Source organism: Amycolatopsis sp. NPDC049159 (assembly GCF_040648295.1).
Classification (GTDB): Bacteria; Actinomycetota; Actinomycetes; order Mycobacteriales; family Pseudonocardiaceae; genus Amycolatopsis; species Amycolatopsis pretoriensis_A.
Map to the genome: position 1 here is coordinate 307,432 of NZ_JBEZDL010000009.1, position 21,887 is coordinate 329,318.

Below are 21,887 nucleotides of genomic sequence, written 5' to 3' on the forward strand. Positions count from 1 at the left end.
ACGGTGAGGTGCGGCAGCGAGTTCGTGGTGGCGGACCGGGTGGCCCGGCACCAGGTGTGGCAACGACTTGCGGTCCTGCCGGGACTTGCGAACCGCACCCGGGCGGCGCCGGCGACCACACTCGAAGCGCGGCAACGACTTGCGACCCCGGCCGGAACTTGCGAACCGACGGGCGTCACCCGCCGCGCCGGAGCGTGGCGGCGATTTCCGCTGTCTGCCTCGGGTTGGTGCAGCACCGGCAGCCGCGGCAGGGCCGGCGCAAGCCGCACCGGGTCAGACCGCGGCTGCTACCTCCGGCATCGGGCCGGACTCGTACGACAGCAGCCCGGCCAACGCCGCCTGGCGCATGGCCGCCGCCATCAGCAGCGGGGACTCCGCGCGGACCAAGGCCGTGTTCACCAGCGTTGCCGACGCTCCCAGCTCCATCGCCTCCGCGACGTGCCGTGCGCTGCCGATCCCGCCCTCGACGACCACCGGGATGCCGATCTGCTCGATCAGCTCCCGGATCGCCGCCGGGTTCGCGATCCCGCGGCCCGAAGCGACCGGGGACGCCATCACGCGCAGTGCCGCGCAGCCCGCCTCCTCCAGGGCGCGGGCGGTGGCCAGGTCCGGCAGGATGAACGGCAGCAGTTCCATCCCCTCGGCCCGCAGTTCGCGGGCCGCCTCGACGGTGCCCGCGTTGTCCGGCGTGTTGTCGTCGCCGCGCACGTCCAGCTTCAGGATCTCGATACCCAGCGAATCGCGCAGGATTCTGGCGCTGCGCAACGCACTTTCCTTGGTGCGGGCGAACGACGTCGTGCCGATCCACGTGAAGTCGTCGAGCGGCAGCTCGTCGGCCAGGTCCATCAGCAGCAGGCTCGAACGGCGGTTGTCCGGGTCCACGGTGGTGATGAAGACGTCCGCGCCCGCCGCGTTGAGGACGTCTCGGACGAGCGGGACCGAGTCGTACTGCTCGATCCCCACGAGGATCCTCGAGCGGAACTCGCGGGCGCCGATCTTCAGCCACGGTTCGTCGGCGACGACGCCGATGTGCGGAATGGTCACTGTTCGTCCGTCCTTTCCAGCGGTTCACGGGTGGTGCGGGCGCGGTGGAGGGTGATGCGGAGCCATTGCGAACAGATCAACGCGAGCACGGCCGAGCCGGTCAGCCACCAGAACACCCCGCGGAACGCGTGCTCTTCGCCTGCCTCGAGACCGTTGGCGATGGTGACCGTGTACAGCGAGCCGCCGAGGGCGCCGCCGATGCGCTGGACGATGTTCACCTGCGTGGTGGCGTCGGGGAGCTGGTCCGGGTGCACCGTCTGGTAGGCCGCGATCCCGGGCGGGACCGCGGTCGCCGCGACCGACGCGCCGAGCAGCACCAGCAGGACCTCGATCAGCACCGGGTCGGCGTTCGCGTCGGCGCCGACGAAGAGGAACGCGATCGTCGTCGCGAGCGCGGCCACGCTGCCCCACGTCGCGACCAGGCCGCCGCCGTAGCGGTCGGTCAGCCGGCCGGTGAGCGGCAGCGCGACCGCCGTGCCGATGCCGAGCGCGAGCATCCGCAGGCCGGTGCCGATCACGCCGTCGTGGTGCAGGATCTCGAAGTACAGCGGGAAAACCAGCGCCGCGCCGAACATCAGGGCGCCGCTGAACACGGCCGCGCCGCTGGCCGCGACGTACACCGGACGCCGGTAGAGCCCGAGGTCCATCAGCGGGTTCGCCCGGCGCCGGGTGCGCAGGACGAACACCGTCAGGCCCGCGACGCCGAGCACGAGCGGCGCGAGCACCGGCCAGGCCGCCATCGTGCCCGCCGAACTCCACGCCGTCAGCGCGTACACCAGCAGCGGGAGGCCGCCGCCGATCCACACGAAACCCCACCAGTCGAGCGGGGTTGCGCCGCCGCGTTCGCCGCGGGGGACGTAGCGGAGGCCGAGCAGCAGGCCGATCGCGCCGATGGGCAGGTTGATCAGGAACAGCCACTCCCACGACAGCGCGTGCAGCACCAGGCCGCCGACCACCGGGCCGAGCGTCGGGGCCAGCGCCGCGGCGATGCCGAGCGTCGACATCACCCGGCCCAGCCGCGCGGCGCCGACCGCCTGGCCGATGATCGTCTGGCCCGCCGGGACCATCAGGCCCGCGGCCAGGCCCTGGACGACGCGCAGGGCGATGAGCCAGCCGACGTCGGGCGCGGCCGCGCACAGCCCGGAGGCGATGGTGAAGGCCACCAGGGCCATCAGCCAGAGCCGCCCCGGGCCGAGCCGGCGGCCCAGCCAGCCGCACAGCGGCAGCGAAACGGCGAGCGCGACGATGTAGGCGGTCGCGACCCACTGCACCTCGGCGAGCCCGGCGTGCAGGTCGTCGCCGATGGTGTCCAGGCCGATGTTGGTCAGCGAAGCGTCGAGCCCGGACGCGAACGCCCCGAACACGATGACCAGCGCGAGCCGCCAGACCGGCCAGCCGATGCGGTCACCCGTGGCCGGTGCGGCGGGCGCGTCCGCGCGGGTCACGCCGGCACCTCTCCCGCCGCCGCCCGGCCCGCGCGCAGCGGGGCCAGCGCCGTCGACCAGGCCACGACCTCGTCGATCATCCGGGTGAGCGTCGGCTCCTGGTGGTCGCCGGGCGCGAACTCGCCCGGCTGCGTCATGTCGGTGATCTTGAAGTCGGCGAAGAGCGACAGCGCCACGCACGAGCGCACGTCCGCGAGCTTGACCTCGGACACCGCGGCCCGCAGGTGCTCGACGGCGCGGATGCCGCCGTGCAGGCCGTAGCTGACGAACCCGGCCGCCTTGTCGCCCCACTCGGCGAAGAGGTAGTCGATCGCGTTCTTCAGCGCGGCCGGGTACGAGTGGTTGTACTCCGGGGTGACGAAGACGAAACCGTCGAACCCGTCGATGACGCGCGCCCAGCGCCGCGTGTGCTCGTTCGCGTAGTCGCCGATCGCCGCCGGTACCGGCTCGTCGAGCAGCGGCAGGTCGAAGTCGGCCAGGTCGACGATTTCGAAACTGACGTCGCCCGAGCCGGCGTGCCGTTCGGCGACCTCGAGCACCCAGGCGGCGACCAGGGCCGCGCGGCGGCGCGGCCGGGTGCTGCCGGTGATGACGGCGATCCGGGTCATGGTGACTCCTTCTGCTGCGGATACTCGGGAGGCTTCGCCAAGTACAGTACACGTTGTACTTTACCGATGCAACGGGCGTTGTACATCGGTTAGGATCAGCGCATGAACAGCACCGAAGCGGCGGCGCGCCGCCCCCAGCGCTCCAGCGACAAGCGCCGCGCGATCCTCGACGGCGCCCGGGTCACCTTCGCCCGCGAGGGCTACAGCCGGGCGAGCATCGACGCGATCGCCGCCGCGGCGGACGTCTCCACGCGCACCCTGTACAACCACTTCGGCGACAAGGCGCGGCTGTTCCAGGAGGTCATCCAGACCAGCGCGACCGAGGTCGCCGAGGCCCAGCTCGCCCTGCTCGAGAGCCACTTCGGCGCCGTCACCGACGTCGAGGCGGCGCTCACCGCGTTCGCCGTCGCCTGGGCCCGGCCGAACCCGGAGTTCGCCGACCACTTCGCGCTCGTGCAGCAGATCCGGGCCGAGGCCGGCCACCTCCCGCCCGCGGTGCTGGCGGCCTGGCAGCAGGCCGGCCCGCACCGCGTCCAGGCGGAGCTCGCGGCGCGGCTGCGGCAGCTGGCCGAGCGCGGCCTGCTGCGCGTGGAGGACCCCGAGCGCGCCGCGTTCCACCTGTCGCTGCTCGCGGCGGCGGAGGTGGACAGCCGCAGCTACCACGGCGCGATCCCCGTCCCCGCCGCCGAAATCGCCGAGCTCGCCACCGCGGGCGTCCGGGTGTTCCTGCACGGCTACCTCCCCTGACCCTCAGGCGGCGACGCGCGGGCGCGCGCCGTCCAGGACGGGACCGGCGGCCAGGTTCAGGCACGCGAGCAGGCACCGGGCGCCGACGTTGACGTAGCTGCCGTGGCCGACGAACCCGGCGAGCTCGGCCGGGGTCATCCAGCAGAAGTCGTCGGGGACGTCGAGGTCGGCGCCCGGCTCGGTTTCGACGACGAGGTACCGGTTCTCCGCGTGGTGGAACCGGCCGCCCTCCTCCGAGTGGACGACGTCGAGCAGCCGCGCGGACGCCGGTGCCGCGAGCACCTCGTCGAGGAACCGCGGGCGGCCCCCGGCCGGGTAGTTGGCCGGGATGCAGTGCACCGTCGGCGCCATCTCGACGACGTCGTGCGTCCCCGCCTCCGTGCGGGCCTGGACCAGCACCTCGAGCCGGCCCGCCACCCGCCGGCCGAGGAACGCGACGACCCCGCGCCCGTGCGGCGCGATCATCGGCTGCGACCAGCTCTTCACCTCGCGGTGCCCGGCGGTGACGTCGACGCCGATCACCGAGAAGTGCCGTCCCTCGCGGTGGCGGATCTCGTGCGGCCCCCGCTCCCAGTCCGGCAGCGCGGCCAGCGGCGTGCGCGTCCGGCTCAGCCGGTACCGCGCCTTGACCTCGGTGAACCAGCTGACGAGTTCGGCCGTGCGGGCCGGGCCCGGCGCCGCCCCGGCGGCGAACGACAGCCCGGACAGCACCGTCCGGGCGTCCATGTTCACCACGTTGTCGGCCAGCAGCAGCTCGCCCAGCTGCGCCAGGGTCAGCCAGCAGAACCCGGGCCGCACGGGCACGTCCTCGGTCACCTCGATGATCATGTTGCGGTTGCGCTTGCTCAGGAACCACGAGCCCTGCTCGGACTGCAGCGAGTCGAAGACCACCCGGCCGCGGCGCGGGCTGCGGAAGTGGTCGAGGTAGGGCACCGGGCTGCCCTGGTGCACGCGCGTGTAGTTGCTCTTGGTGGCCTGGACGGTCGGCGAGAGCTGGACGCCGTTGACGTTGCCCGGTTCCACCTTGGCCTGCATGAGGTAATGCGGTTCACCGCCGATCTCGCGGGTGAGGATGCCGAGGATGCCGATCTCGGGCTGCACGATGATCGGCTGGGTCCACGCCTCGACGTCGCGGTGGTCGGTGCCGATCGCCAGCCCCTCCACGGTGAAGAACCGCCCGCTGCGGTGGGCGAGGTCGCCGGTGACGGGATCGACCGCCCAGCCGGGCATCCGGTCGAGCCGGGTGCGGGTGACGGTGAAGTCCTGGGCCCGGTCGCGCTCGGCGAGCCAGTCCAGGCATTGCCCGATGTCGTGGAACAACACGATTTCCCTCCCTACGCGAGCGCCGGGGCGCCGGCCGCTTCGGCGATCTGCATGACGTACCGCCCGTAGTCCGAGCCCGACATCGCCGCGCCGAGCCGGTGGCACGCGGCCGCGTCGATGAACCCCATGCGCAGCGCGATCTCCTCGATGCAGGCGATCCGCACGCCCTGGCGGTTTTCGATGATCTGCACGTACTTCGCCGCCTCGGCCATCGCGTCCGGGGTTCCGGTGTCCAGCCAGGCGTACCCGCGGCCCAGGTCGACCAGCGTCGCGCGCCCGCGGTCGAGGTAGGCCCGGTTGACGTCGGTGATCTCCAGCTCGCCCCGCGCCGACGGGCGCTGCCGCGCGGCGATCGAGACGACTTCGCTGTCGTAGAGGTACAACCCGGTGATCGCCCGGTTCGACCGCGGCCGCGCCGGCTTCTCCTCCAGCGACACCAGCCGCCCGGTCTCGTCGGCCTCCCCGACGCCGTAGCGCTCGGGGTCGGCGACCGGGTAGCCGAACAGCGTGCAGCCGTCGAGGTTCTTGATCGCGTCGGCCAGGATCGTCGGGAACCGCGGGCCGTGGAAGATGTTGTCCCCGAGGATGAGCGCCACCGGCTCGTCCCCGATGTGCGCGGCGCCGAGCCGGAACGCGTCCGCGATCCCGCGCGGCCGGTCCTGCTCCGCGTAGGAGATGGTCATCCCCAGCGCGCTCCCGTCGCCGAACAGCCGCTCGTAGGCGGGCCGGTCGGCCGGGGTGGTGATGAGCAGGATGTCGTGGATCCCGGCGAGCTGGAGCACCGAGAACGGGTAGTAGATCATCGGCTTGTCGTAGACCTGCAGCAGCTGCTTGGACGTCGCCTGCGTGACCGGGCCGAGCCGCGAGCCGGTCCCGCCGGCCAGGATGACGCCCTTCACCGCTTCGCCGCCCGTCCGCCGACGAAGTCCTTCACCGACGACGAGACGTAGTCGATCATCTCGTCGGTCAGCCCCGGGTACACCCCGACCCAGAACGTGTTCTCGGTGACGACGTCGCTGTTGGCCAGCTCGCCCGAAACCCGGTAGTGCTGCCCCTGGTAGGCGGGGTGGCGGGTGAGGTTGCCCGCGAACAGCCGCCGGGTCCCGATCTTGCGTTCTTCCAGGAACGACACCAGTTCCGCGCGGGTGAAGGGCGCGTCGGCCGTGACGGTCAGCGCGAACCCGAACCAGCTCGGGTCGCTGCGCGGGGTCGCTTCCGGGAGCAGCAGGTGCGGCAGCCCGTCGACGGCGTCGCGCAGGCGCCGCCAGTTCCGCCGCCGCGCCGCGCAGAACTCGTCGAGCTTCGCCAGCTGCGAAAGCCCCAGCGCGGCTTGCAGGTCCGTCGTCTTCAGGTTGTAGCCGACGTGGGAAAAGATGTACTTGTGGTCGTAGCCGGCCGGCAGGTCGCCCAGCCGGTAGTCGAACCGCTTGAGGCACTTGTTGCTCTCCCCCGGCTCGCACCAGCAGTCCCGGCCCCAGTCGCGCAGGGACTCCACGATCCGGGCCAGGCCCAGGTCCGCGGTGAGCACGCAGCCGCCTTCGCCCATGGTGAGGTGGTGGGCCGGGTAGAAGCTGACGGTGGTGAGGTCGCCGAAGGTCCCGGTGAGCCGCCCGTCGTAGGTCGAGCCGACGGCGTCGCAGTTGTCCTCGACGAGGAACAGGTCCTTCTCTTCGGCCAGCCGGGCGATTTCCGTGGCCTCGAAAGGGTTTCCGAGCGCGTGCGCGACCATGATCGCCCGGGTGCGGTCGGACACCGCGGCCGCGACCCGCTCGGCCGTGGTGTTGTAGGTGCCCAGCTCGATGTCGACGAACACCGGCACCAGGCCGTTCTGCAGGATCGGGTTCACCGTCGTCGGGAACCCGGCGGCGACGGTGATCACCTCGTCACCGGGGCGCAGCCGCCGCTCGCCGAGCTGCGGCGAGGTGAGCGCGGACAGCGCGAGCAGGTTGGCCGACGAGCCGGAGTTGGTCAGGTGCGCCTTGCGGCGGCCGAGTTTGCGGGCGAAGCGCGATTCGAACGTCCTCGACGCCCCGCCGGCGGCGATCTTCAGGTCGAGCGCGGCCGCGGCCAGCGCGACGCGGTCGTCGGCGTCCAGCACGGCGCCGGAGGGCCAGATTTCGGTTTCCCCGGGCACGAACCCCCGCCCGGTTCCGGCTTCGGCGTGGTAGGCCCGGACGTCGTCCAGGATCGAGGTCCTGCGGTCGGTCATGCGTCCTCCTCACAGCGCGGCGGCGCGGCTCGCGGAAGCGGCCCACCAGCCGGGGTTTTCGCGGTACCAGGCGACCGTGGCGGCCAGCCCGGTGTCGAACGGGACGCGCGGGGCCCAGCCCAGCTCGGTGCGGATGCGGCTGTCGTCCAGCGCGTAGCGCCGGTCGTGCCCCTTGCGGTCGGGCACGCGGCGCACCAGCCGCTCGCCGGCCCCGCACAGTTCGAGCAGCCGCCGGGTGAGCTCCAGGTTGCTCAGCCCGGTCCCGCCGCCCACGTGGTACACCGCGCCGGCGCGGCCGCCGGTGAGCACGGCGTGCACGGCGCGGCAGTGGTCGTCGACGTGCAGCCATTCGCGCACGTTGCGCCCGTCGCCGTAGAGCGGTACGGGCCGGTCCCGCAGCAGGTTGGTGACGAACAGCGGGATGACCTTCTCGGGGTGCTGGCGGGGCCCGTAGTTGTTGCAGCACCGCGTGATCGAGACGTCGAGGCCGTGGGTGCGCCAGTACGCGCGCGCCACCAGGTCCGACGCCGCCTTGGACGCCGCGTACGGCGAATTCGGCAGCAGCGGCGAGTCCTCGGTCCAGGCGCCGTCGTCGATGGAGCCGTACACCTCATCGGTGGACACGTGCACGACCCGGGCCACGCGGGCGTCGGCGCACGCCTGCAGCACCGCGCCGGTGCCCTCCACGTTGGTGCGCAGGAAGTCGCCCGCCGCGGCCAGCGATCTGTCCACATGCGACTCCGCGGCGAAGTGCGCCACCAGGTCGTGCCCGGGCACGAGCGCGGCCAGCAGCGCGGTGTCCCGGACGTCGCCCTCGGCGAACTCCAGCCGCGGGTGCGCGGCCGGGAGGTTGTCGCGGCGGCCGGCGTAGCCGAGGTTGTCGAGCACGGTGACCCGCGCGCCGTCCGTGCCCGGGTAGGCACCGGCGAGCAGGCCGCGGACGTAGGCGGAGCCGATGAACCCGGCTCCCCCGGTGACCAGGATCCGCATCACCCCACCGCCCCGCACACCCGCGCGGCCGCCGCGACCTCGTCGAACAACGCGGCCAGCCGCAGCACGTTCCGCCCTTCCAGCTCGCCGGGCACGCCGGTCCGCACCGACCGCGCGAACTCGGCCAGCACGTTGCCGAACTGGTCGTCGGCGGGCAGCGTCCGCCGGTCGATCCGGTCCTGGGTCTCGATCCGCAGCACCGGGCGGTGCCCGGCGGGCGGCGTGTACGCCCACTCCACGACGATCCGCCCGGTCTCGCCCCAGAGTTCGTAGCTCGCCCGGTAGGCGTGCTCCATGCCCCACGTCAGGTGGGCGGTGCGGCCGGCCGGGTCGGTGAGCAGCGCGGCGCCGGAGAGGTCGACGCCGTGCCCGGCGCTGTGCCGCACGACCGCGCCGGCGACCGAAAGGTCGTCGCCCAGCAGCATCAGCGCGGTCCGCAGCGGGTAGCCGCCGATCTCCACGAGCGCGCCGCCGCCGGCCGCGGTGTAGCGCATGTCGCCGGCGGGCTTGGGCGGGAAGGCGAACTCCGCGGTGAGGCTGCGGATCTCGCCGATCGCGCCCGCGGCCACCAGCTCCCGCACCACGGCGTGCTGGGCGTGCCGGGCGAACATGAAGTTCTCGACCAGCGAAAGCCCGCGCTCCTCGGCGAGGCGGACCAGGCGCAGGCTGGCCGGCAGCGTCCCGGTCAACGGCTTTTCGCACAGCACGTGCAGGCCGGCCCGCAGCGCGCGCTCGACCCACTCCGCGTGCAGGGCCGCCGGGAGCGGGACGTAGACGGCGTCGAGGTCGTCGCGGGCGAGCAGCTGTTCGTACCCCTCGACCGCTTCCCCGCCGAACTCCGCGGTGACGCTCTTCGCCTTCGTCTCGTCCCGGCTCGCGACGGCCACCAGCTCGACCTCGGTGCGGCGCGCCACCGCCGGCAGCATCCGGCGCCGGACGATCGACGCGCAGCCGAGCACGCCGAGCCGGACCGGCGTCACCGGGTCACCCCGCGGTGCTCGGCGGTCAGCCGTTCCAGCACGGGAACGACTTCGGTGGGCGCGGGCACGGCCAGCGCGTCCCGCCGCAGTTCGGCCGCACCGGCGGCGAACGACGGCTCGGTCATGATCCGGGTGAGCTGCTTGCGCACCACGTCCGCGGCGAACGGCTCGTCGTCGACGACCAGGCCGGCCCCGCTCGTTTCGACGAGCCGGGCGATGTCGTCGTAGTAGACGCTGCGTTCCTTCCAGACCAGCTGCGGCACCCGGTGCGCGACGGCGGCCGCGAACGTCCCGCCCCCGCCGTGGTGGATGATCGCCGAGCAGGTCGGCATCAGCAGGTTCAGCGGCAGGTAGTCGACGACGCGGACGTGGTCCGGCACGTGCCCGACGGACGCCAGCTGCGCCTCGTTCAGCGTCGCGACGACCTCGACGTCCAGCCCGCTGGTGACCTCGAAGAGCTCTTCGGCCGCGACTTTGCTGGTACCGCCGGGGAAGAAGCTCCGGATGCCCGCCCCGAGCGACACCGCCACCCGCGGGCGCCCGCCCGGGTCGTCCAGCCAGTCCGGCACGGTCATCGTGCCGGTGTAGGGCACCGGCCGCAGCGGGACGTACCGCAGCTCCGGCGCCGGCGTGCGCAACCGCACGCCGGGGTAGGCGTCGAGGGTGAACTGGCCCAGCAGGAGGTCTTCGCCGAACTCGACGCCGAAGCGCTCCAGCATCGGGCGCATGTGCGCGAGCATCGGGTCGGCCGGGGCGCCGGGGCGGGCGGTGACGCGGTTGAGCACGGCGCGCAGCCACGCGACGTCGTCCACCGACCACAGCACCCGGGCGTGCGCGGCGCCGGAGACCCGCGCCGCGATCGCGGCGGGGAACGAGATCGAGTCCCAGACGACCAGGTCCGGGCGCCACCGCAGGGCGAACGCCACCAGGTCGTCGGCGAGCAGGTTCCCGCGCGCCCCCGGCGGTTCCGGGTCGTAGTAGCGGCGGAACCCGCGCAGCACCATCTTCGACGGCGGCCGCCCGGGCGCGCGGTCGCGGCCCTCGTCGCCGATCAGCTCCAGCACCCGCTCGTACAGCGCGTCGCTCTCGTGCGCGTTGGCCTTGGGGAAGTCCCACTCCCCCGCCGCGACCGCGGTCAGGCCGAGCGCGCGCACGGCGCCGGTCATCTCCGGGTGGGTCGCCACCCGGACTTCGTGGCCGGCGCCCTGCAGCGCGCCCGCCAGCGGCACCAGCGGGTTGAGGTGCGCGAACGCCGAAGGAGCGCAGAAGAGGACCTTCATCGCCGCCCCCGCACCGAAAACAGCAGCGTGGTGACGTCCCGGACCTCGGGCCGGTCGAGCGTCGCCACGAACTCGGCGACGTCTTCGGCGGAGACCAGGCCGTTTTCCACCAGGGGCGCGCCCTGCAGGTTCATCCGCGCCCGCATCAGCTCGTTCTCCTCCTCACCCTGCCCCGGCCCGAGCGGCCGGACGGTCTGCTCCACGGCTTCGAAGCCGGTGCGCGCGAGCAGCGACGGCAGCCGGCGGGCGAGCCGCCAGTCCAGGCCCGCGCCCGCGGCCGCCTTCGCGTAGCCCTCGACGACCCGGCGGCCCAGCGGGGTCGCGCAGTCGTCGCTCGGCATGAAGTAGAAGTCCTCGGCGACGAGGTACCCGCCCGGCGCGAGCCAGCGGTGCACGCGGTCGAGCACCGCCTCCGGGTCCGGCAGGTACGACAGCACCGCCCGGGCCAGCACGAGGTCGAACGAGCCGTCCGGGAAGTCGGCTCCGGCCAGATCGGCCTGCCGCACGGTCAGGTTGTCCGCCGCAACACCGGCCAGGGCAGTGGTGTCGCGGTCGAGCGCGAGCACCGAGCCCCGCGGGACCTGCCCGGCCAGCCAGCGCGACATCGACCCGAGGCCGGCCCCGAGGTCGAGGCAGCGCCAGTCCGGGCGGATGCCGAGCCCGGTGATCATCCCGCGGGTCCCCGGGTCGTAGTTGCGTTCCCACAGCCTGCCGATCACCTGCTCGGTGTCGGCGGCCTGCTCGGTCTCCTGGGTCATCGGGCGCTCCCTTCGTCGGTCCCGTGCACCGTGATCGCGCCGGTGGGGCAGCACCGGGCGACGTCCTCCAGCAGTTGCGCGTCCCACGCCCCGGCCGCCGGGGGCCGGAAGACGGCGAACCCGTCGTCACCGACCCGGAACAGCCCGGGCGCCATCACCTCGCACGACCCGGACCCGCAGCACAGGGCCCGGTCGACGCGGACGGCGGGCCCGCTCATCGCGCCGCGTCCACCGGGAGCGCGGTCAGCCGCCGCATCGCCCAGTTCTCGATGTAGCGCACGTCCGCGCGCCCGGTCGCGAGCCGCAGCCCGGGGAACCGGCGGAACAGCGCCGTCACCGACAGCCCGATCTCCAGCCGGGCGAGCGCGGCGCCGAGGCAGTTGTGCAGGCCGTGCCCGAAGCCGACGTGCCGCGGCCCGGTCCGGGCCAGGTCGAGCCGTCCGGGGTCGGGGAACCGCCGCGGGTCGCGGTTCGCCGCGAGCAGCCCGGCGATCACCGGCGAGCCGGCGGGCAGCCGGGTGCCGGCGAAGTCGACGTCTTCGGTGGTCACCCGGAACAGCGCGGTGGTCAGCGCGCCTTCGTAGCGCAGCAGTTCTTCCACCGCGGCCGTGGTGTCCGCGCCGCCGGTCAGCGCCGCCCGCTGGTCCGGGTGGTCCAGCAGCGCGAGCACCGCGTTGCCGAGGAACGCGCGGACGGTGTCGCTGCCCGCCATGATCATCGCCGCCACCATCGCGACCAGCTCGCGCTCGTCGAGGCGGTCGCCGTCTTCGGACGCCTCGACCAGCGCGGACGTCAGGTCGTCGGCGGGCGTGCGGCGCTTCTCGGCGACGAGTTCCTCGGCGTACTCGCAGATCCGCGCGAACCCGGCGGGCACCCGGTCCATCAGCGCCGGGTCCGACGGGAACGCCTGGGTCAGCGCGTCCACCAGGTCGCGGTGGCGCTCGATCCGCAGGCCGAGGATGGCGCCGAGCATCTCCGAGGAGACGACGCCGGCGAAGTCGTCCATGACGTCGAACGTGCCGAGCGCGGCGCAGCGGTCCAGGGTCCGGTCCACCAGCCCGGTGAGCTCGTCCCGCCACCGCTCGACGCGGCGGGTGGTGAACGCGCTCATCGCGAGCCGGCGCAGCCGCGTGTGCGCGGGCGGGTCGACCACGGTGACCGCGCGTTCGAGGACGCTGCCCGCGCCGCTGACCAGGCCGGCCTCGCGGAACTCGGAATTGCCCCAGGTGCCGCCCTCGGAGGAGAAGCGCGGGTCGGCGAGCAGGGCGCGCACGTCGTCGTAGCGCGTGACCAGCCACATGCGCACGTCCCCGACCGGGAAGCGGAACTCGTGCACGGGGTCGTGCTCGCGCAGCCGGGCGAGCGTCGGGTACGGGTCCTGGTAGTAGCCGGCGGTGAACAGCCCGGCCGGGGGTGCTTCGGCGGGGGTGGTCATTTCAGCTCCTTTCCACGGCGATCACCTCGGCGACGACCGAGCAGCGCACGATGACGGGCTCGGCCGCTTCGAGCCGGGCGATCCCCGGCTGGCCCGCGGCGTTGCGCGGATCCGCCATGTAGGCGTCGAACGCGGCGACATCGGTCCACTGTGGATAGTTGACGAACGTGGTGTGGTCGGGGCCGATCGCGGCGTCCGCGGAGATGAACCCCGGGAACTCCCGCTTCCAGTCCCCGCTGCGCTCCAGCAGCTCGGTGAGCGCGAGGGCGCTGCGGCGGCCGCCGACGTGCCGGACGGCCAGCACGACGACCCCGGGCGCGGCACCGGCGTCCAGGCCTTCGATGCGGGCGACGAGCTCGCCGCCGTAGCAGCGCGGGGCGCGCACGCCGGCCCGGCCGGCCACCCCGCGCAGCCGCTGGGCGAAGGGCCCGTCGCGGAAGGCCGCGTGGTCGGCGGCGCCGCGCCAGCCGTGGCGGAGCACCACGGTCCGCCCGTCGACGCCGAGGTGCAGCCGCGCCGACCGGAACCCGGCCGCGTCGCGCAGGCTCAGCATTTCGTCGTCGAGCTGTGCGGAGAGGAGCCGCGCGGCCGCGGCGTCCGCCGCCGACAGCACCCAGAACCCGGCGAACCCCTCGTCGCCGGTCGTCACGCCGCACCGCGCCGGAAGCGGTCCGCGTGCTCTTCGGCCCAGTCGCGGAACGTCCGGGCGGGCCTGCCGAGCACCTCGGCGACGGTGTCCGTGCGCGTCTCCGGCGCCTCGACCAGGGTCGCGAAGTACTCGAGCGCGCCGTCGGCGTAGGCGGGCGGCCAGCCGGCCCCGACCATCGCCTGCCGCGCGGCGTCGTGGGCGACCTCGGCCCACGCGAGCTCGCGCCCGGCCGCCGCCCCGATGATCCGCAGCTGTTCGGCCTGCGAGAGCGGTTCGGGCCCGGTCACGACGTAGCGGCGGTTCTCGTGGCCGTCCTCGGTGAGCGCGCGGACCCCGACGGCGGCCAGGTCGGCTTCGTGGACCGGCGTCCGGACGGCGTCGCCGTAGGGGAACCGCACGACGTCGCCGCCCCCGAGCTGGCCGGCCCAGCCGAGCGCGTTGCAGGCGAACCCGGTGGTCTGCAGGAAGGTCCACGTCAGCCCGGCCTTCTCGATCTGCTGCTCGAGGTAGGCGTGGCAGTTGTTGTCCACCGGCTCCAGTCCGATGTGGACACCGATCGAGGAGACGAAGACGACCCGCCCGGTGTACCGGCTGATCACCTCCAGCACGGCGGGCGCGGTGCTGACGTCGAGGGTGAAGAACGGCCACATGAGGAACACGCCGGTGACGCCGTCGAGCGCGGGCACCAGGCTTTCGGGGTCCGCCAGGTCGCCTTCGAAGACCTCGGTGCCGTCGGGGATCCGGGCCACGGCCGGGTCACCGGGCGGCACCAGCGCGCGGGCCGCCACCCCGGCTTCGAGGAGCTGGGCCAGCGCGTGCGGCCCGACGTTGCCGGTGGGCCCGACGACCAGGACGGTCTGGGGTTTCACGGACACGGCTTTTCCTTTCCCTGAAGGGGTTTCCGGGGGCTTCACCGCGGCACCGCCCGCGCGCGCAGCACCGCGAGCCACCGCACCAGCACCCGCCGGGTCTGGGCGGGCTGGATCACTTCGTCGGCCGCCGGGCGCGGTCCGTCGTGCCGCCAGGCCAGGCAGACGTCGGCGCCGAGCGGGCGGGAGTCCAGCGTCAGGCCGGTGCCTGCTTCCGCCGGTCGCAGCAGCAGCGAGATGCGGGGCGTGGTCGCCGCGCAGTACGCCGCCAGCAGCGCCGGGTGCGGCCGGACCGGCGGCACGTCCGCGACCGTGACGAGGGGGATGCCGAAGGTGTCGCAGAACCCGACGAACCGCGCGGCGTCGCCGGCGCCCGCCGCGCGGTCGCACGCCGCCACCAGGCCGACCGCGTGGCCGCCGATCCGGGCCAGCGCGCACCGGGTGCCCGGCCCGGTCCCGACGGTCACGCAGTCGCCGTCGTCCACGACCTCCGCGATGAGGTCGCCGACGTCGAGGGCGGACCGGTGGCGCACCAGGCGTTCCGGCGGGTCTTCGGACGGCTCGGTGCGGGGCGGTTCGTTCCGGTTGGGCGGCAGCAGGGTCAGCAGCCGCCGGACGTCCTCCAGGCACGTCGGCTCGTCGTCGTGCACGAACTGCGCCGTGGCCGGGGCCGCGGCGCCGCGGACGGCGAAGACGAAGTCGGCCAGTGCCGCGCCGTAGGACGTGCCGCCCGGGCAGGGCCCGAGCAGGACGGTGATCTGCGGGACGGTGCCCGCCAGGGCGGCCGCCCGGCGCAGCGTGCCGCCGTAGCCGTCCGGCGCGGCGACGTCCTCCCGCACCCCGGCGCAGTCGTCGAGCGCCACGACGGGGGTGCCTTCGGCCAGCGCGGTGTCCAGCAGCCGCTGGATCCCCGCGGCGGACGCCTCCCCCAGCGCGCCACCGGCGAAGCGCAGGTCGTGCGCCCACAGGTGCACCGGGCGGCCCTCGACCTCGCCGCGCCCGGTGAGCACGCCGTCGCCGCGGTCGAGCTCGGTGAACGAGCCAGGGTCCAGCAGCAGGGAGATCCGTTCCCGGGCCGTGAGCAGGCACCGGTCGTGCCGGCGCGCCGGTGCGCCGGGGTGGTCGAGCGTGTTCAGGCTCATCTGCTTCCTCCTCGAGACTCCGCGGACGCGCGCCGCCACCCGGCGAGCGCGACGGCCGCGCCCGCGCCCCCCACCGCCGTGACGACCGTCCACACCGGACCGTCCAGGCCGGCCACCGCCACGCCCGCGAGCACCACGGCCACCGCGCCGAACTGCACGCAGCTCTGGTAGACCGGGACCGCCCTGGCCCGGGCCGCGGCCGGCAGCGCGGCCACCGCCTGGACGTTGAGCGCGCCGAAGGCGAAGACGAACCCGAGACCGGCCAGCACCAGCGTCGGTGCCAGCCGCGGGTAGCCGTCCCCCGGCAGCGGCAGCAGCTGCCAGGCGTAGCCCGCCGCGGCCGCCACCGCGCCGGCGGCGATCAGCCGGGCGGTGCCGATCGCCGCGACCAGCCGCGCGGTGACCGGCGAGGTCAGCGCGACCGGCAGGCACGCGGGCAGGCAGCCGGCGGCGACGGCGAGCGGGCTCCAGCCGCGTTCGTGCAGCGCGTAGGTCGTGACCAGCAGGGTCGTCAGGTAGGTGCCGTTGAGCGCCGCCGCGCCGAACGCCGACCGCGCGAACGGGCCGTTGCGCGCCAGTCCCCGCGGGAACGCCGCGACCGGCGCCCGCGGCGCGTCCGGGGGCACCACCGCGGCGGCGAGCCCGGCGAGGACCAGCGCGACCGGCGCCGGGAACAGCAGCACCCACCGCAGTCCGGCGCCGGCGAGCGCACCCGACACCAGCAGGCCCGTGGTGAAGCCCGCCGCGCCGAACGCCGCGTACAGCGCCACCGCCCGCCGCTGCCGGTCGCCCTCGGGGACCGCGGCGGTGAGCACGGCCAGCCCGCCGGGCGCGGTGAGCGCGGCGCACGCGCCCTTGACCAGCCGGGCCGCCACGAGCACCGCGAAGTCGCCGGTCACGCCGGCGACCACGGACGCGGCCGCGAAGGCGAGCAACGCCGCCAGGTAGACCCGCCGCGTGCCGAACCGGGCCGCGAGCCACGGGCCCGCGGGCAGCACCGCCCCGAACCCGGCGGCGAACGCGGTCAGCAGCCACTGCGCCTGCCCCGGCCCGGCGCCGAACGCCCCGGCCAGCGCCGGGAGCACGGGCACGAGCACCGACACCTCGAGCGCGTCGAGCAGCATCGTCCCGGCGAGCACGAAGACCAGCGGCCGCGGGGCCGCGCGGACCGGACCTGCCGTCTGCGCCACGGTCCTCAGCCGCCCAGCAGGGTACCGCCGCTGGCGTCCACGTAGGACCCGGTGATCCAGCGGGCGCCGGGGCCGGCGAGGAACTCGACGACCGCGGCGACGTCGTCGGTCTCCCCGACCCGGCCGAACGCCGAGAGCGACGCCATCTGCGCGACGACTTCGGCGTTGCGGAAGACCGGCGAGCCGTTGTCGGTGATGCCCGGCCCGACGCTGTTCACGGTGATCCCGCGCGGGCCGAGGTGCTTGGCGAAGTGCAGGGTGAGCTGGTCGACCGCGCCCTTGGTCATCGCGTACGCGACCTCCTGCGGGTTCGCGAACCGGGTCAGGCCCGAGGAGATGTTCACGATCCGGCCGCCGTCGGGCAGGTTCGGCAGGGCGCGCTGGACGAGGAAGAACGGCGCCTTGGCGTTGACCGCGTAGAGCCGGTCGAACTGCTCGGGCGTGATTTCCTCCGGGGCCACCCCGCCCATCACGCCGGCGTTGTTGACCAGGATGTCGAGGTCGGTGCTCCCGGTGCGCTCCTTGAGCCCGAGTTCGAGGGCGAGGAACAGCTCGTGGACGCCGCCGGGTGCGGCCAGGTCGGCGCGCACCGCGAACGCCCGTCCGCCGTCGCCCTCGATGGTGGCCACGACCTCGGCGGCCGCGTCCTCGTTTTCCGCGTAGTGCACGGCGACGAGCGCGCCGGCGCGGGCGAGCCGCTCGGCGGTCGCGCGGCCGATGCCGCGGCTCGACCCGGTGACCAGCGCGGTCTTTCCGCTCAGCTGAGCCATTTCCGTCCTCCTGGGGGTGGTGGGGCCGGCGCCGGGGCGCGCGGCCGGGCGTGGGGTGTCGAGCGAGCTGATCGCCGCGGCGAGGTGCCGGCGCACCGGCCCGAGGTCGAGCAGCTCCCCGACCACTTCGCGCAGCGCCTCGACCTCCGGGCCGCCGAGCAGCAGGTTCGCCTGGGCTTCGATGCCGGCGAGCGCGCGCCGCCCGACCGCGTGCCGGACGTCGTGGTAACCCGCCAGCAGCGCCTCGTCGGGCCCGCCGGTGAACTGGGCCGCCAGCCGCGGGGCGAGCTCCGCGGCGTCCTGGAGGCCGAGGTTGATCGCCTGGCCGCCGACCGGGAGCTGCGCGTGGGCCGCGTCGCCGGCCAGCACGATCCGGCCCGCGCGGTACCGCTCCGCCTGCCGCCGGACGTCCCCGAAGGCGTTGACCCACAAGGCTTCGCCGTGCGAGACGTCCTCGCCGGTGACGCGGCGCCACACCTCGGCGAACTCGGCGAACCCGGGCTCCCCCGGCGAAGTGCGCGGGGCGCGGCGGTATTCGTGGACCATGAGCCGGGTCGTCCCGTCCGGCCCGCGTGAGGCGATCGCGAGCCCGGCGGGGCGCCGTTCGAAGCGCCGGTCCGGCACGTCGATCCCGCGGACGTCGGCCCGCAGCAGCTCCCGATTCGCGTCGTGGCCCGGGAAGCCGATGCCGGCCAGCCGGCGCACGGTGCTGTCCTCGCCGTCGCAGCCGGCGACGAAGGCGGCCCGCCACCGGGCCTGGCCGGCCGGTCCGGTCGCGGTCACCTCGACGTGGGTCCCGTGCTCGGTCAGCGCGGTGACCCGGTGCCCGCGGCGCAGGTCCGCGCCGCGCGCCACCGCCCGCCGGGCGAGCACGGCTTCGACCTCCGTCTGCGGTGCTTTCCACTGCCCCGCATAGGGGTGTTCCGGATCGGCCTCGGTCAGGTCGAGCCCGAGCCCGCCGAAGTGGCCCGCCCCGCCGCGTGGCGGGGGTCCCAGCTCGTCGAGCAGCCCGCGTTCGGCGAACAGCTCCATCGTGCGGGCGTGCAGCGTCGACGCGCGGGACTCGGTGTGCGGCGCGGTCCGCTGCTCCAGCACGGTCACGGCGACGCCGGCGGCGCTCAGGTCGTGCGCCAGCAGCAAACCGGCCGGGCCGGCGCCGACGACGAGCACGTCGGCGGCCTCGGGGCGGGTCACGGCCGCGCTTCCGCGTGGTCCTTCGCGAAACCGAGCGTGGCCCGGCTGTTGGTGCTCAGCGCGGTCCGGACGAACTCGCGGGCCTCGGCGACCCCGGCGTCGGCCCCGAGCACCTTCGCGATGTTCGCGGTGTTGAGCACGACGGTGTGCTCCGACGACGCCGTCGTGCCGCCACCGGGCTCCTCGGCGAAGTCCCAGCGGCCGGTGTGCAGCGTCATCAGCGCGGGCAGCGTGGTCTGCTTGTAGACGATCCGGTGGTGCGGGAAGCACACCCGGACCGACTCGGTGGTGTGCACCGAACCGTCCTTCGCGCGGGTGTCCATCCGCAGCACCTGCAATCCGGGGCTCGGCTCGCGCAGGTCGACCGAAGAGACGTGCGGCAGCCGCTCGGCCCATAGCCCGGCCTGGTCGACGAAGTCGTACACGTCCTTGGCCGGGGCGTCGATCCGGACGGTGTCGGTGAACGAGAACGTCAGCTCGGGGTTGGTCACCAGCTCGACGTTGTGCTTGAGCGCGGCCAGTTCCGACCGGCTGTTGGTGTCCACCGCCCGGTCGATCCACGCCAGGCCGCCCGGGTCGTCGCCGACCGCGCGGTAGGCGTGCAGGAGCCGCACCTTCGCCGTGGCCGCCGACACCGGTTCGACGATCCACGTGCCGCTCATTTCGGCGACGGGTGGCGTGGAAACCTCCTGGTGGAAGGAAATCCGCCGGGCCGCGGGGTCGAGTTCGCGGCGCGAGGTCCAGTTCTTGGGCTCGCCGTTGGCGGTCGCCCAGATCCGGATCCGCTCGGTGCTCTCGCCCCGCTCGACGTGGTCGACGAAGACCGTCGGCGGGAAGATCCGCGGCCAGTTCGCCACTTCCGCGACGAGCCGGTAGACCTCGTCCGCCGGCGCGTCGACGAGGATGTCGTGTTCCGCTTCGCGCATGGTCGTCCTCCAGTCCTGCTCGCCGGATCAGAAGTTGCCGAGCCCGCCGCAGACGTTGAGCGCCTGCGCGGTGATCGAGCCCGCGGTGTCGGTCACCAGGTAGCCGACGAGGCCCGCGACCTCGTCCGGCGTCGAGTAGCGGCCGAGCGGGATCTTGGCCTGGAACTTCTTCAGCACCTCGTCCTCGGACGTCCCGTACGCGGCCGCGTAACCCTGCCGGACCCGTTCGGCCATCGGGGTTTCCACGTAGCCGGGGCAGACCGCGTTGACGGTGATGCCGGCCGGGGCCAGCTCGTTGCCGAGCGCCTTGGTGAACCCGACGACCCCGTGCTTGGACGCCGAGTACGGCGCGCCCAGCACGACGCCTTGTTTTCCCGCGGTGGAGGCGATGTTGACGATCCGGCCGTGGCCGGCCGCCACCATGCCGCCGGTGGTGAGGACCTCGCGGGTCACCCGGAACACGCTGGTGAGGTTGGTTTCGATGACGTCGAGCCACAGCTCGTCGGCGATCTCCGCGGTGACACCGCCACCGGGGCGGCCGGCGTTGTTGACGAGCACGCCGACCGGGCCGTACCGGTCGACGGCGGCGCGCACGAACGCGGTCACGTCCTCGCCGGACCGCACGTCGCACGCGGCCCCGTCGGCTTCGAAGCCGGCGTCGCGCAGCTCCTTCACGGTGGTGGCGACGTTCTCGGCGGTGCGTGCGCCGAGGAAAACGCGCAGGCCCCGGCGGGCCAGCAGCTTGCTCACGGCGAGCCCGATCCCGCTCGTGGCGCCGGTGACGACCGCGGTGCGGCCTTCCTGGTCGGTCATTCCTGCTCCCGTCGTCGTGGGGGTGGCCGGGTCAGGCGCGGACCCGCGCCAGGTGCTCGTTCACCAGCTCGACCAGCGCCCGCGGCGTCGTGGCCTCCGCCAGTGCGGATTCGTCGAGGGTCAGGCCGTACTCGCGCTCGATCCGGCCGGCGGTTTCCAGCAGCGCCAGCGAGTCGTAGCCCAGGTCGGCGAACTCGACGCCGGCGGGATCGCCGGCCGGTTCTTCGGTCTCCCCCGAACCCTCGCGCAGGATCCGCATCAGGTCGTCGAGGGTGAATCCCGTGTCGGACATGCCTAGCCTTTCTTTCCACTGTGGACGGTGCGGACGAGCATCGCCGAGTTGAACCCGTTGCCCCGGGCGAGGACCAGCGCCGACCGCAGCGGGCGCGGGCGGGCCTCGGTGACCAGGTCGAGTTCGAGCCCGGCGGCCGGGCGGACCCCGGTGGCCGGCGGGAGGACGCCGTGGCGCAGGGAAAGCAGCGCCGTGGCGAGGTCGAGCGCGGCCGCCCCGGAGCAGAGCCGCCCGGTCAGCGTCTTCGGCGCGGTCACCGGGACGCCGTGCGGGCCGAACACCGCGCGGATCGCCGCCGCCTCGGCGCGGTCGAGCGCGGGAACGGCGGCCGCGTCGGCGAACACGACGTCGACCTCGGCCGCGGTGGTGCCGGCGTCGGCCAGCGCGAGCTCGATCGCCCGCCGCAGCCCGGGTTCCCCGCCGCTGCCGGGCGGCGGGTCGAAGGTCGCCGCGTGCCCGGCGATCTCGCCGTAGACCTCGGCTCCGCGGGCCTCGGCGGCCGCGAGCGGCTCCAGGACCAGCAGCGCCCCGCCCTCGCCGGGCACGTGCCCGGCCGCCGCGGTGTCGAAGGGCAGGTAGGCCCGCCGCGGGTCGTCGCTCGTGCTCAGCGTCCCCGCGGCCAGCTGCGCCGCCCAGCCCCACGGGCAGATCGACGCGTCCATCCCGCCGGAGACCACCAGGCCGGTGCCCTTGCGGATCTGGCGGCGGGCCTGCGCGACGGCGTCGAGGCCGCCCGCCTGGTCGCTCACCACCACGCCGCTGGGCCCGCGCATCCCGTGCCGGATGGAGATCTGGCCGCTGTTGACGGCGTAGAACCACGCGAACGACTGGTAGGCGCTGACGTACTTGCCACCGCGGGACCACAGGTTGCGCAGCTCGTTCTGCCCGAACTCGAAGCCGCCGGACGAGCTCGCGGTGACCACGCCCATGCTGAACGACGGCAGCTCGTCCGGGTTCACGCCGGCGTCGGCCAGCGCCTCGTCGGCGGCCACCAGCGCGAGCTGGGTCATCAGGTCGGTCTGCGGCAGCAGCCGGCCCGGCAGGTGCGCGGCCGGGTCGAACCCGGTGACCTGACCGGCCAGCCGCGCCGGGTAGCGGGCGGGGTCGAAGCGGGTGATCCGGCGGATCGCGGACTCGCCGGCGCGGGTGGCGCTCCAGTGCCGTCCCGCGCCCAGCCCGGTCGGGGCCGTGACGCCGATCCCGGTCACCACGACCGGCCCGGT

The 21,887-nt window shown here is 74.3% G+C and carries 22 protein-coding genes; 1 reads left to right on the plus strand and 21 read right to left on the minus strand.

Features of this window, described 5'->3' with window-relative positions; genetic code table 11:
- Positions 1–273: 273 nt before the first annotated feature.
- The 3 genes from AB0B33_RS19495 to AB0B33_RS19505 are packed head-to-tail and all read right to left on the minus strand — an operon-like array spanning position 274 to position 3,097.
- Positions 274–1,044 (minus strand): HisA/HisF-related TIM barrel protein, encoded by a 771-nt coding sequence (locus AB0B33_RS19495; protein ID WP_247011594.1) that lies wholly within the window; start codon positions 1,042–1,044, stop codon positions 274–276.
- Complete coding sequence (locus tag AB0B33_RS19500) at positions 1,041–2,489, minus strand: DHA2 family efflux MFS transporter permease subunit (RefSeq protein ID WP_360773442.1); 1,449 nt, start codon at positions 2,487–2,489, stop codon at positions 1,041–1,043. Before AB0B33_RS19500 ends, AB0B33_RS19495 begins: the two co-directional genes overlap by 4 nt.
- Entirely contained in the window at positions 2,486–3,097 is a 612-nt protein-coding gene (locus AB0B33_RS19505) for an NAD(P)H-dependent oxidoreductase (protein ID WP_247011598.1), read from the minus strand. Before AB0B33_RS19505 ends, AB0B33_RS19500 begins: the two co-directional genes overlap by 4 nt.
- Positions 3,098–3,199: 102 nt before the next feature.
- Between AB0B33_RS19505 and AB0B33_RS19510 the strand changes: the two genes are divergently transcribed.
- A complete protein-coding gene (locus AB0B33_RS19510) occupies positions 3,200–3,844 on the plus strand; it encodes a TetR family transcriptional regulator (RefSeq protein WP_247011600.1) in 645 nt (214 codons plus the stop codon).
- 3 nt (positions 3,845–3,847) lie between these two features.
- On the opposite strand, the gene AB0B33_RS19515 is transcribed toward AB0B33_RS19510, so the two are convergent.
- Genes AB0B33_RS19515 through AB0B33_RS19600 form a run of 18 tightly spaced genes read right to left on the minus strand, consistent with a single transcriptional unit; the run spans position 3,848 to position 21,875 of the window.
- Positions 3,848–5,167: an NDP-hexose 2,3-dehydratase family protein gene (locus AB0B33_RS19515; protein WP_360773447.1), complete on the minus strand. Its 1,320-nt coding sequence runs from the start codon at positions 5,165–5,167 to the stop codon at positions 3,848–3,850.
- Positions 5,168–5,178: 11 nt separating this feature from the next.
- A complete protein-coding gene (gene rfbA / locus AB0B33_RS19520) occupies positions 5,179–6,066 on the minus strand; it encodes a glucose-1-phosphate thymidylyltransferase RfbA (RefSeq protein ID WP_247011604.1) in 888 nt (295 codons plus the stop codon).
- Positions 6,063–7,376: a lipopolysaccharide biosynthesis protein RfbH gene (gene rfbH / locus AB0B33_RS19525; RefSeq protein ID WP_360773450.1), complete on the minus strand. Its 1,314-nt coding sequence runs from the start codon at positions 7,374–7,376 to the stop codon at positions 6,063–6,065. Before rfbH ends, rfbA begins: the two co-directional genes overlap by 4 nt.
- A 9-nt stretch (positions 7,377–7,385) precedes the next feature.
- Entirely contained in the window at positions 7,386–8,366 is a 981-nt protein-coding gene (gene rfbB, locus AB0B33_RS19530; protein ID WP_360773453.1) for a dTDP-glucose 4,6-dehydratase, read from the minus strand.
- Positions 8,366–9,346: a Gfo/Idh/MocA family oxidoreductase gene (locus AB0B33_RS19535; RefSeq protein ID WP_360773456.1), complete on the minus strand. Its 981-nt coding sequence runs from the start codon at positions 9,344–9,346 to the stop codon at positions 8,366–8,368. The genes rfbB and AB0B33_RS19535 overlap by 1 nt, the downstream gene beginning before the upstream one ends.
- Positions 9,343–10,626, minus strand: a complete 1,284-nt coding sequence (locus tag AB0B33_RS19540) for a nucleotide disphospho-sugar-binding domain-containing protein (RefSeq protein ID WP_360773459.1) — start codon at positions 10,624–10,626, stop codon at positions 9,343–9,345. The genes AB0B33_RS19535 and AB0B33_RS19540 overlap by 4 nt, the downstream gene beginning before the upstream one ends.
- Positions 10,623–11,384 (minus strand): methyltransferase domain-containing protein, encoded by a 762-nt coding sequence (locus tag AB0B33_RS19545; RefSeq protein ID WP_360773462.1) that lies wholly within the window; start codon positions 11,382–11,384, stop codon positions 10,623–10,625. The genes AB0B33_RS19540 and AB0B33_RS19545 overlap by 4 nt, the downstream gene beginning before the upstream one ends.
- Entirely contained in the window at positions 11,381–11,602 is a 222-nt protein-coding gene (locus AB0B33_RS19550) for a ferredoxin (RefSeq protein ID WP_360773465.1), read from the minus strand. The genes AB0B33_RS19545 and AB0B33_RS19550 overlap by 4 nt, the downstream gene beginning before the upstream one ends.
- Complete coding sequence (locus AB0B33_RS19555; RefSeq protein ID WP_247011611.1) at positions 11,599–12,819, minus strand: cytochrome P450; 1,221 nt, start codon at positions 12,817–12,819, stop codon at positions 11,599–11,601. The genes AB0B33_RS19550 and AB0B33_RS19555 overlap by 4 nt, the downstream gene beginning before the upstream one ends.
- 1 nt (position 12,820) lies before the next feature.
- Positions 12,821–13,468, minus strand: a complete 648-nt coding sequence (locus tag AB0B33_RS19560; RefSeq protein ID WP_360773469.1) for a hypothetical protein — start codon at positions 13,466–13,468, stop codon at positions 12,821–12,823.
- Positions 13,465–14,343 carry an NAD(P)H-binding protein gene (locus AB0B33_RS19565; RefSeq protein ID WP_360773472.1) on the minus strand — a complete coding sequence of 293 codons (879 nt, stop codon included), beginning with the start codon at positions 14,341–14,343 and terminating at the stop codon, positions 13,465–13,467. The genes AB0B33_RS19560 and AB0B33_RS19565 overlap by 4 nt, the downstream gene beginning before the upstream one ends.
- Before the next feature lie 35 nt (positions 14,344–14,378).
- Complete coding sequence (locus AB0B33_RS19570) at positions 14,379–15,479, minus strand: carboxyl transferase domain-containing protein (RefSeq protein ID WP_360773475.1); 1,101 nt, start codon at positions 15,477–15,479, stop codon at positions 14,379–14,381.
- Positions 15,476–16,669, minus strand: a complete 1,194-nt coding sequence (locus AB0B33_RS19575) for an MFS transporter (RefSeq protein ID WP_360773478.1) — start codon at positions 16,667–16,669, stop codon at positions 15,476–15,478. Before AB0B33_RS19575 ends, AB0B33_RS19570 begins: the two co-directional genes overlap by 4 nt.
- Before the next feature lie 5 nt (positions 16,670–16,674).
- Entirely contained in the window at positions 16,675–18,633 is a 1,959-nt protein-coding gene (locus AB0B33_RS19580) for an SDR family oxidoreductase (protein ID WP_360773481.1), read from the minus strand.
- Positions 18,630–19,559, minus strand: coding sequence for an aromatase/cyclase (locus tag AB0B33_RS19585; protein WP_360773484.1), 930 nt, complete (start codon positions 19,557–19,559; stop codon positions 18,630–18,632). Before AB0B33_RS19585 ends, AB0B33_RS19580 begins: the two co-directional genes overlap by 4 nt.
- Before the next feature lie 27 nt (positions 19,560–19,586).
- Positions 19,587–20,372 carry an SDR family NAD(P)-dependent oxidoreductase gene (locus AB0B33_RS19590; RefSeq protein ID WP_247011619.1) on the minus strand — a complete coding sequence of 262 codons (786 nt, stop codon included), beginning with the start codon at positions 20,370–20,372 and terminating at the stop codon, positions 19,587–19,589.
- Between the two features lie 31 nt (positions 20,373–20,403).
- The gene (locus tag AB0B33_RS19595; RefSeq protein ID WP_360773487.1) at positions 20,404–20,664 is read right to left on the minus strand and encodes an acyl carrier protein; all 261 of its coding nucleotides are present in this window, start codon (positions 20,662–20,664) and stop codon (positions 20,404–20,406) included.
- Positions 20,665–20,666: 2 nt separating this feature from the next.
- A complete protein-coding gene (locus AB0B33_RS19600) occupies positions 20,667–21,875 on the minus strand; it encodes a ketosynthase chain-length factor (RefSeq protein WP_360773560.1) in 1,209 nt (402 codons plus the stop codon).
- Between the last annotated feature and the right edge of the window lie 12 nt (positions 21,876–21,887).

Coding starts and splice junctions, on each gene's coding strand:
- AB0B33_RS19505 (WP_247011598.1), bottom strand. CDS start 3,097: ATGACCCGGATCGCCGTCATCACCGGCAGCACCCGGCCGCGCCGCCGC.
- AB0B33_RS19510 (WP_247011600.1), top strand. CDS start 3,200: ATGAACAGCACCGAAGCGGCGGCGCGCCGCCCCCAGCGCTCCAGCGAC.
- rfbH (WP_360773450.1), bottom strand. CDS start 7,376: ATGACCGACCGCAGGACCTCGATCCTGGACGACGTCCGGGCCTACCAC.
- rfbB (WP_360773453.1), bottom strand. CDS start 8,366: ATGCGGATCCTGGTCACCGGGGGAGCCGGGTTCATCGGCTCCGCCTAC.
- AB0B33_RS19540 (WP_360773459.1), bottom strand. CDS start 10,626: ATGAAGGTCCTCTTCTGCGCTCCTTCGGCGTTCGCGCACCTCAACCCG.
- AB0B33_RS19545 (WP_360773462.1), bottom strand. CDS start 11,384: ATGACCCAGGAGACCGAGCAGGCCGCCGACACCGAGCAGGTGATCGGC.
- AB0B33_RS19550 (WP_360773465.1), bottom strand. CDS start 11,602: ATGAGCGGGCCCGCCGTCCGCGTCGACCGGGCCCTGTGCTGCGGGTCC.
- AB0B33_RS19555 (WP_247011611.1), bottom strand. CDS start 12,819: ATGACCACCCCCGCCGAAGCACCCCCGGCCGGGCTGTTCACCGCCGGC.
- AB0B33_RS19570 (WP_360773475.1), bottom strand. CDS start 15,479: ATGAGCCTGAACACGCTCGACCACCCCGGCGCACCGGCGCGCCGGCAC.
- AB0B33_RS19585 (WP_360773484.1), bottom strand. CDS start 19,559: ATGCGCGAAGCGGAACACGACATCCTCGTCGACGCGCCGGCGGACGAG.
- AB0B33_RS19590 (WP_247011619.1), bottom strand. CDS start 20,372: ATGACCGACCAGGAAGGCCGCACCGCGGTCGTCACCGGCGCCACGAGC.
- AB0B33_RS19595 (WP_360773487.1), bottom strand. CDS start 20,664: ATGTCCGACACGGGATTCACCCTCGACGACCTGATGCGGATCCTGCGC.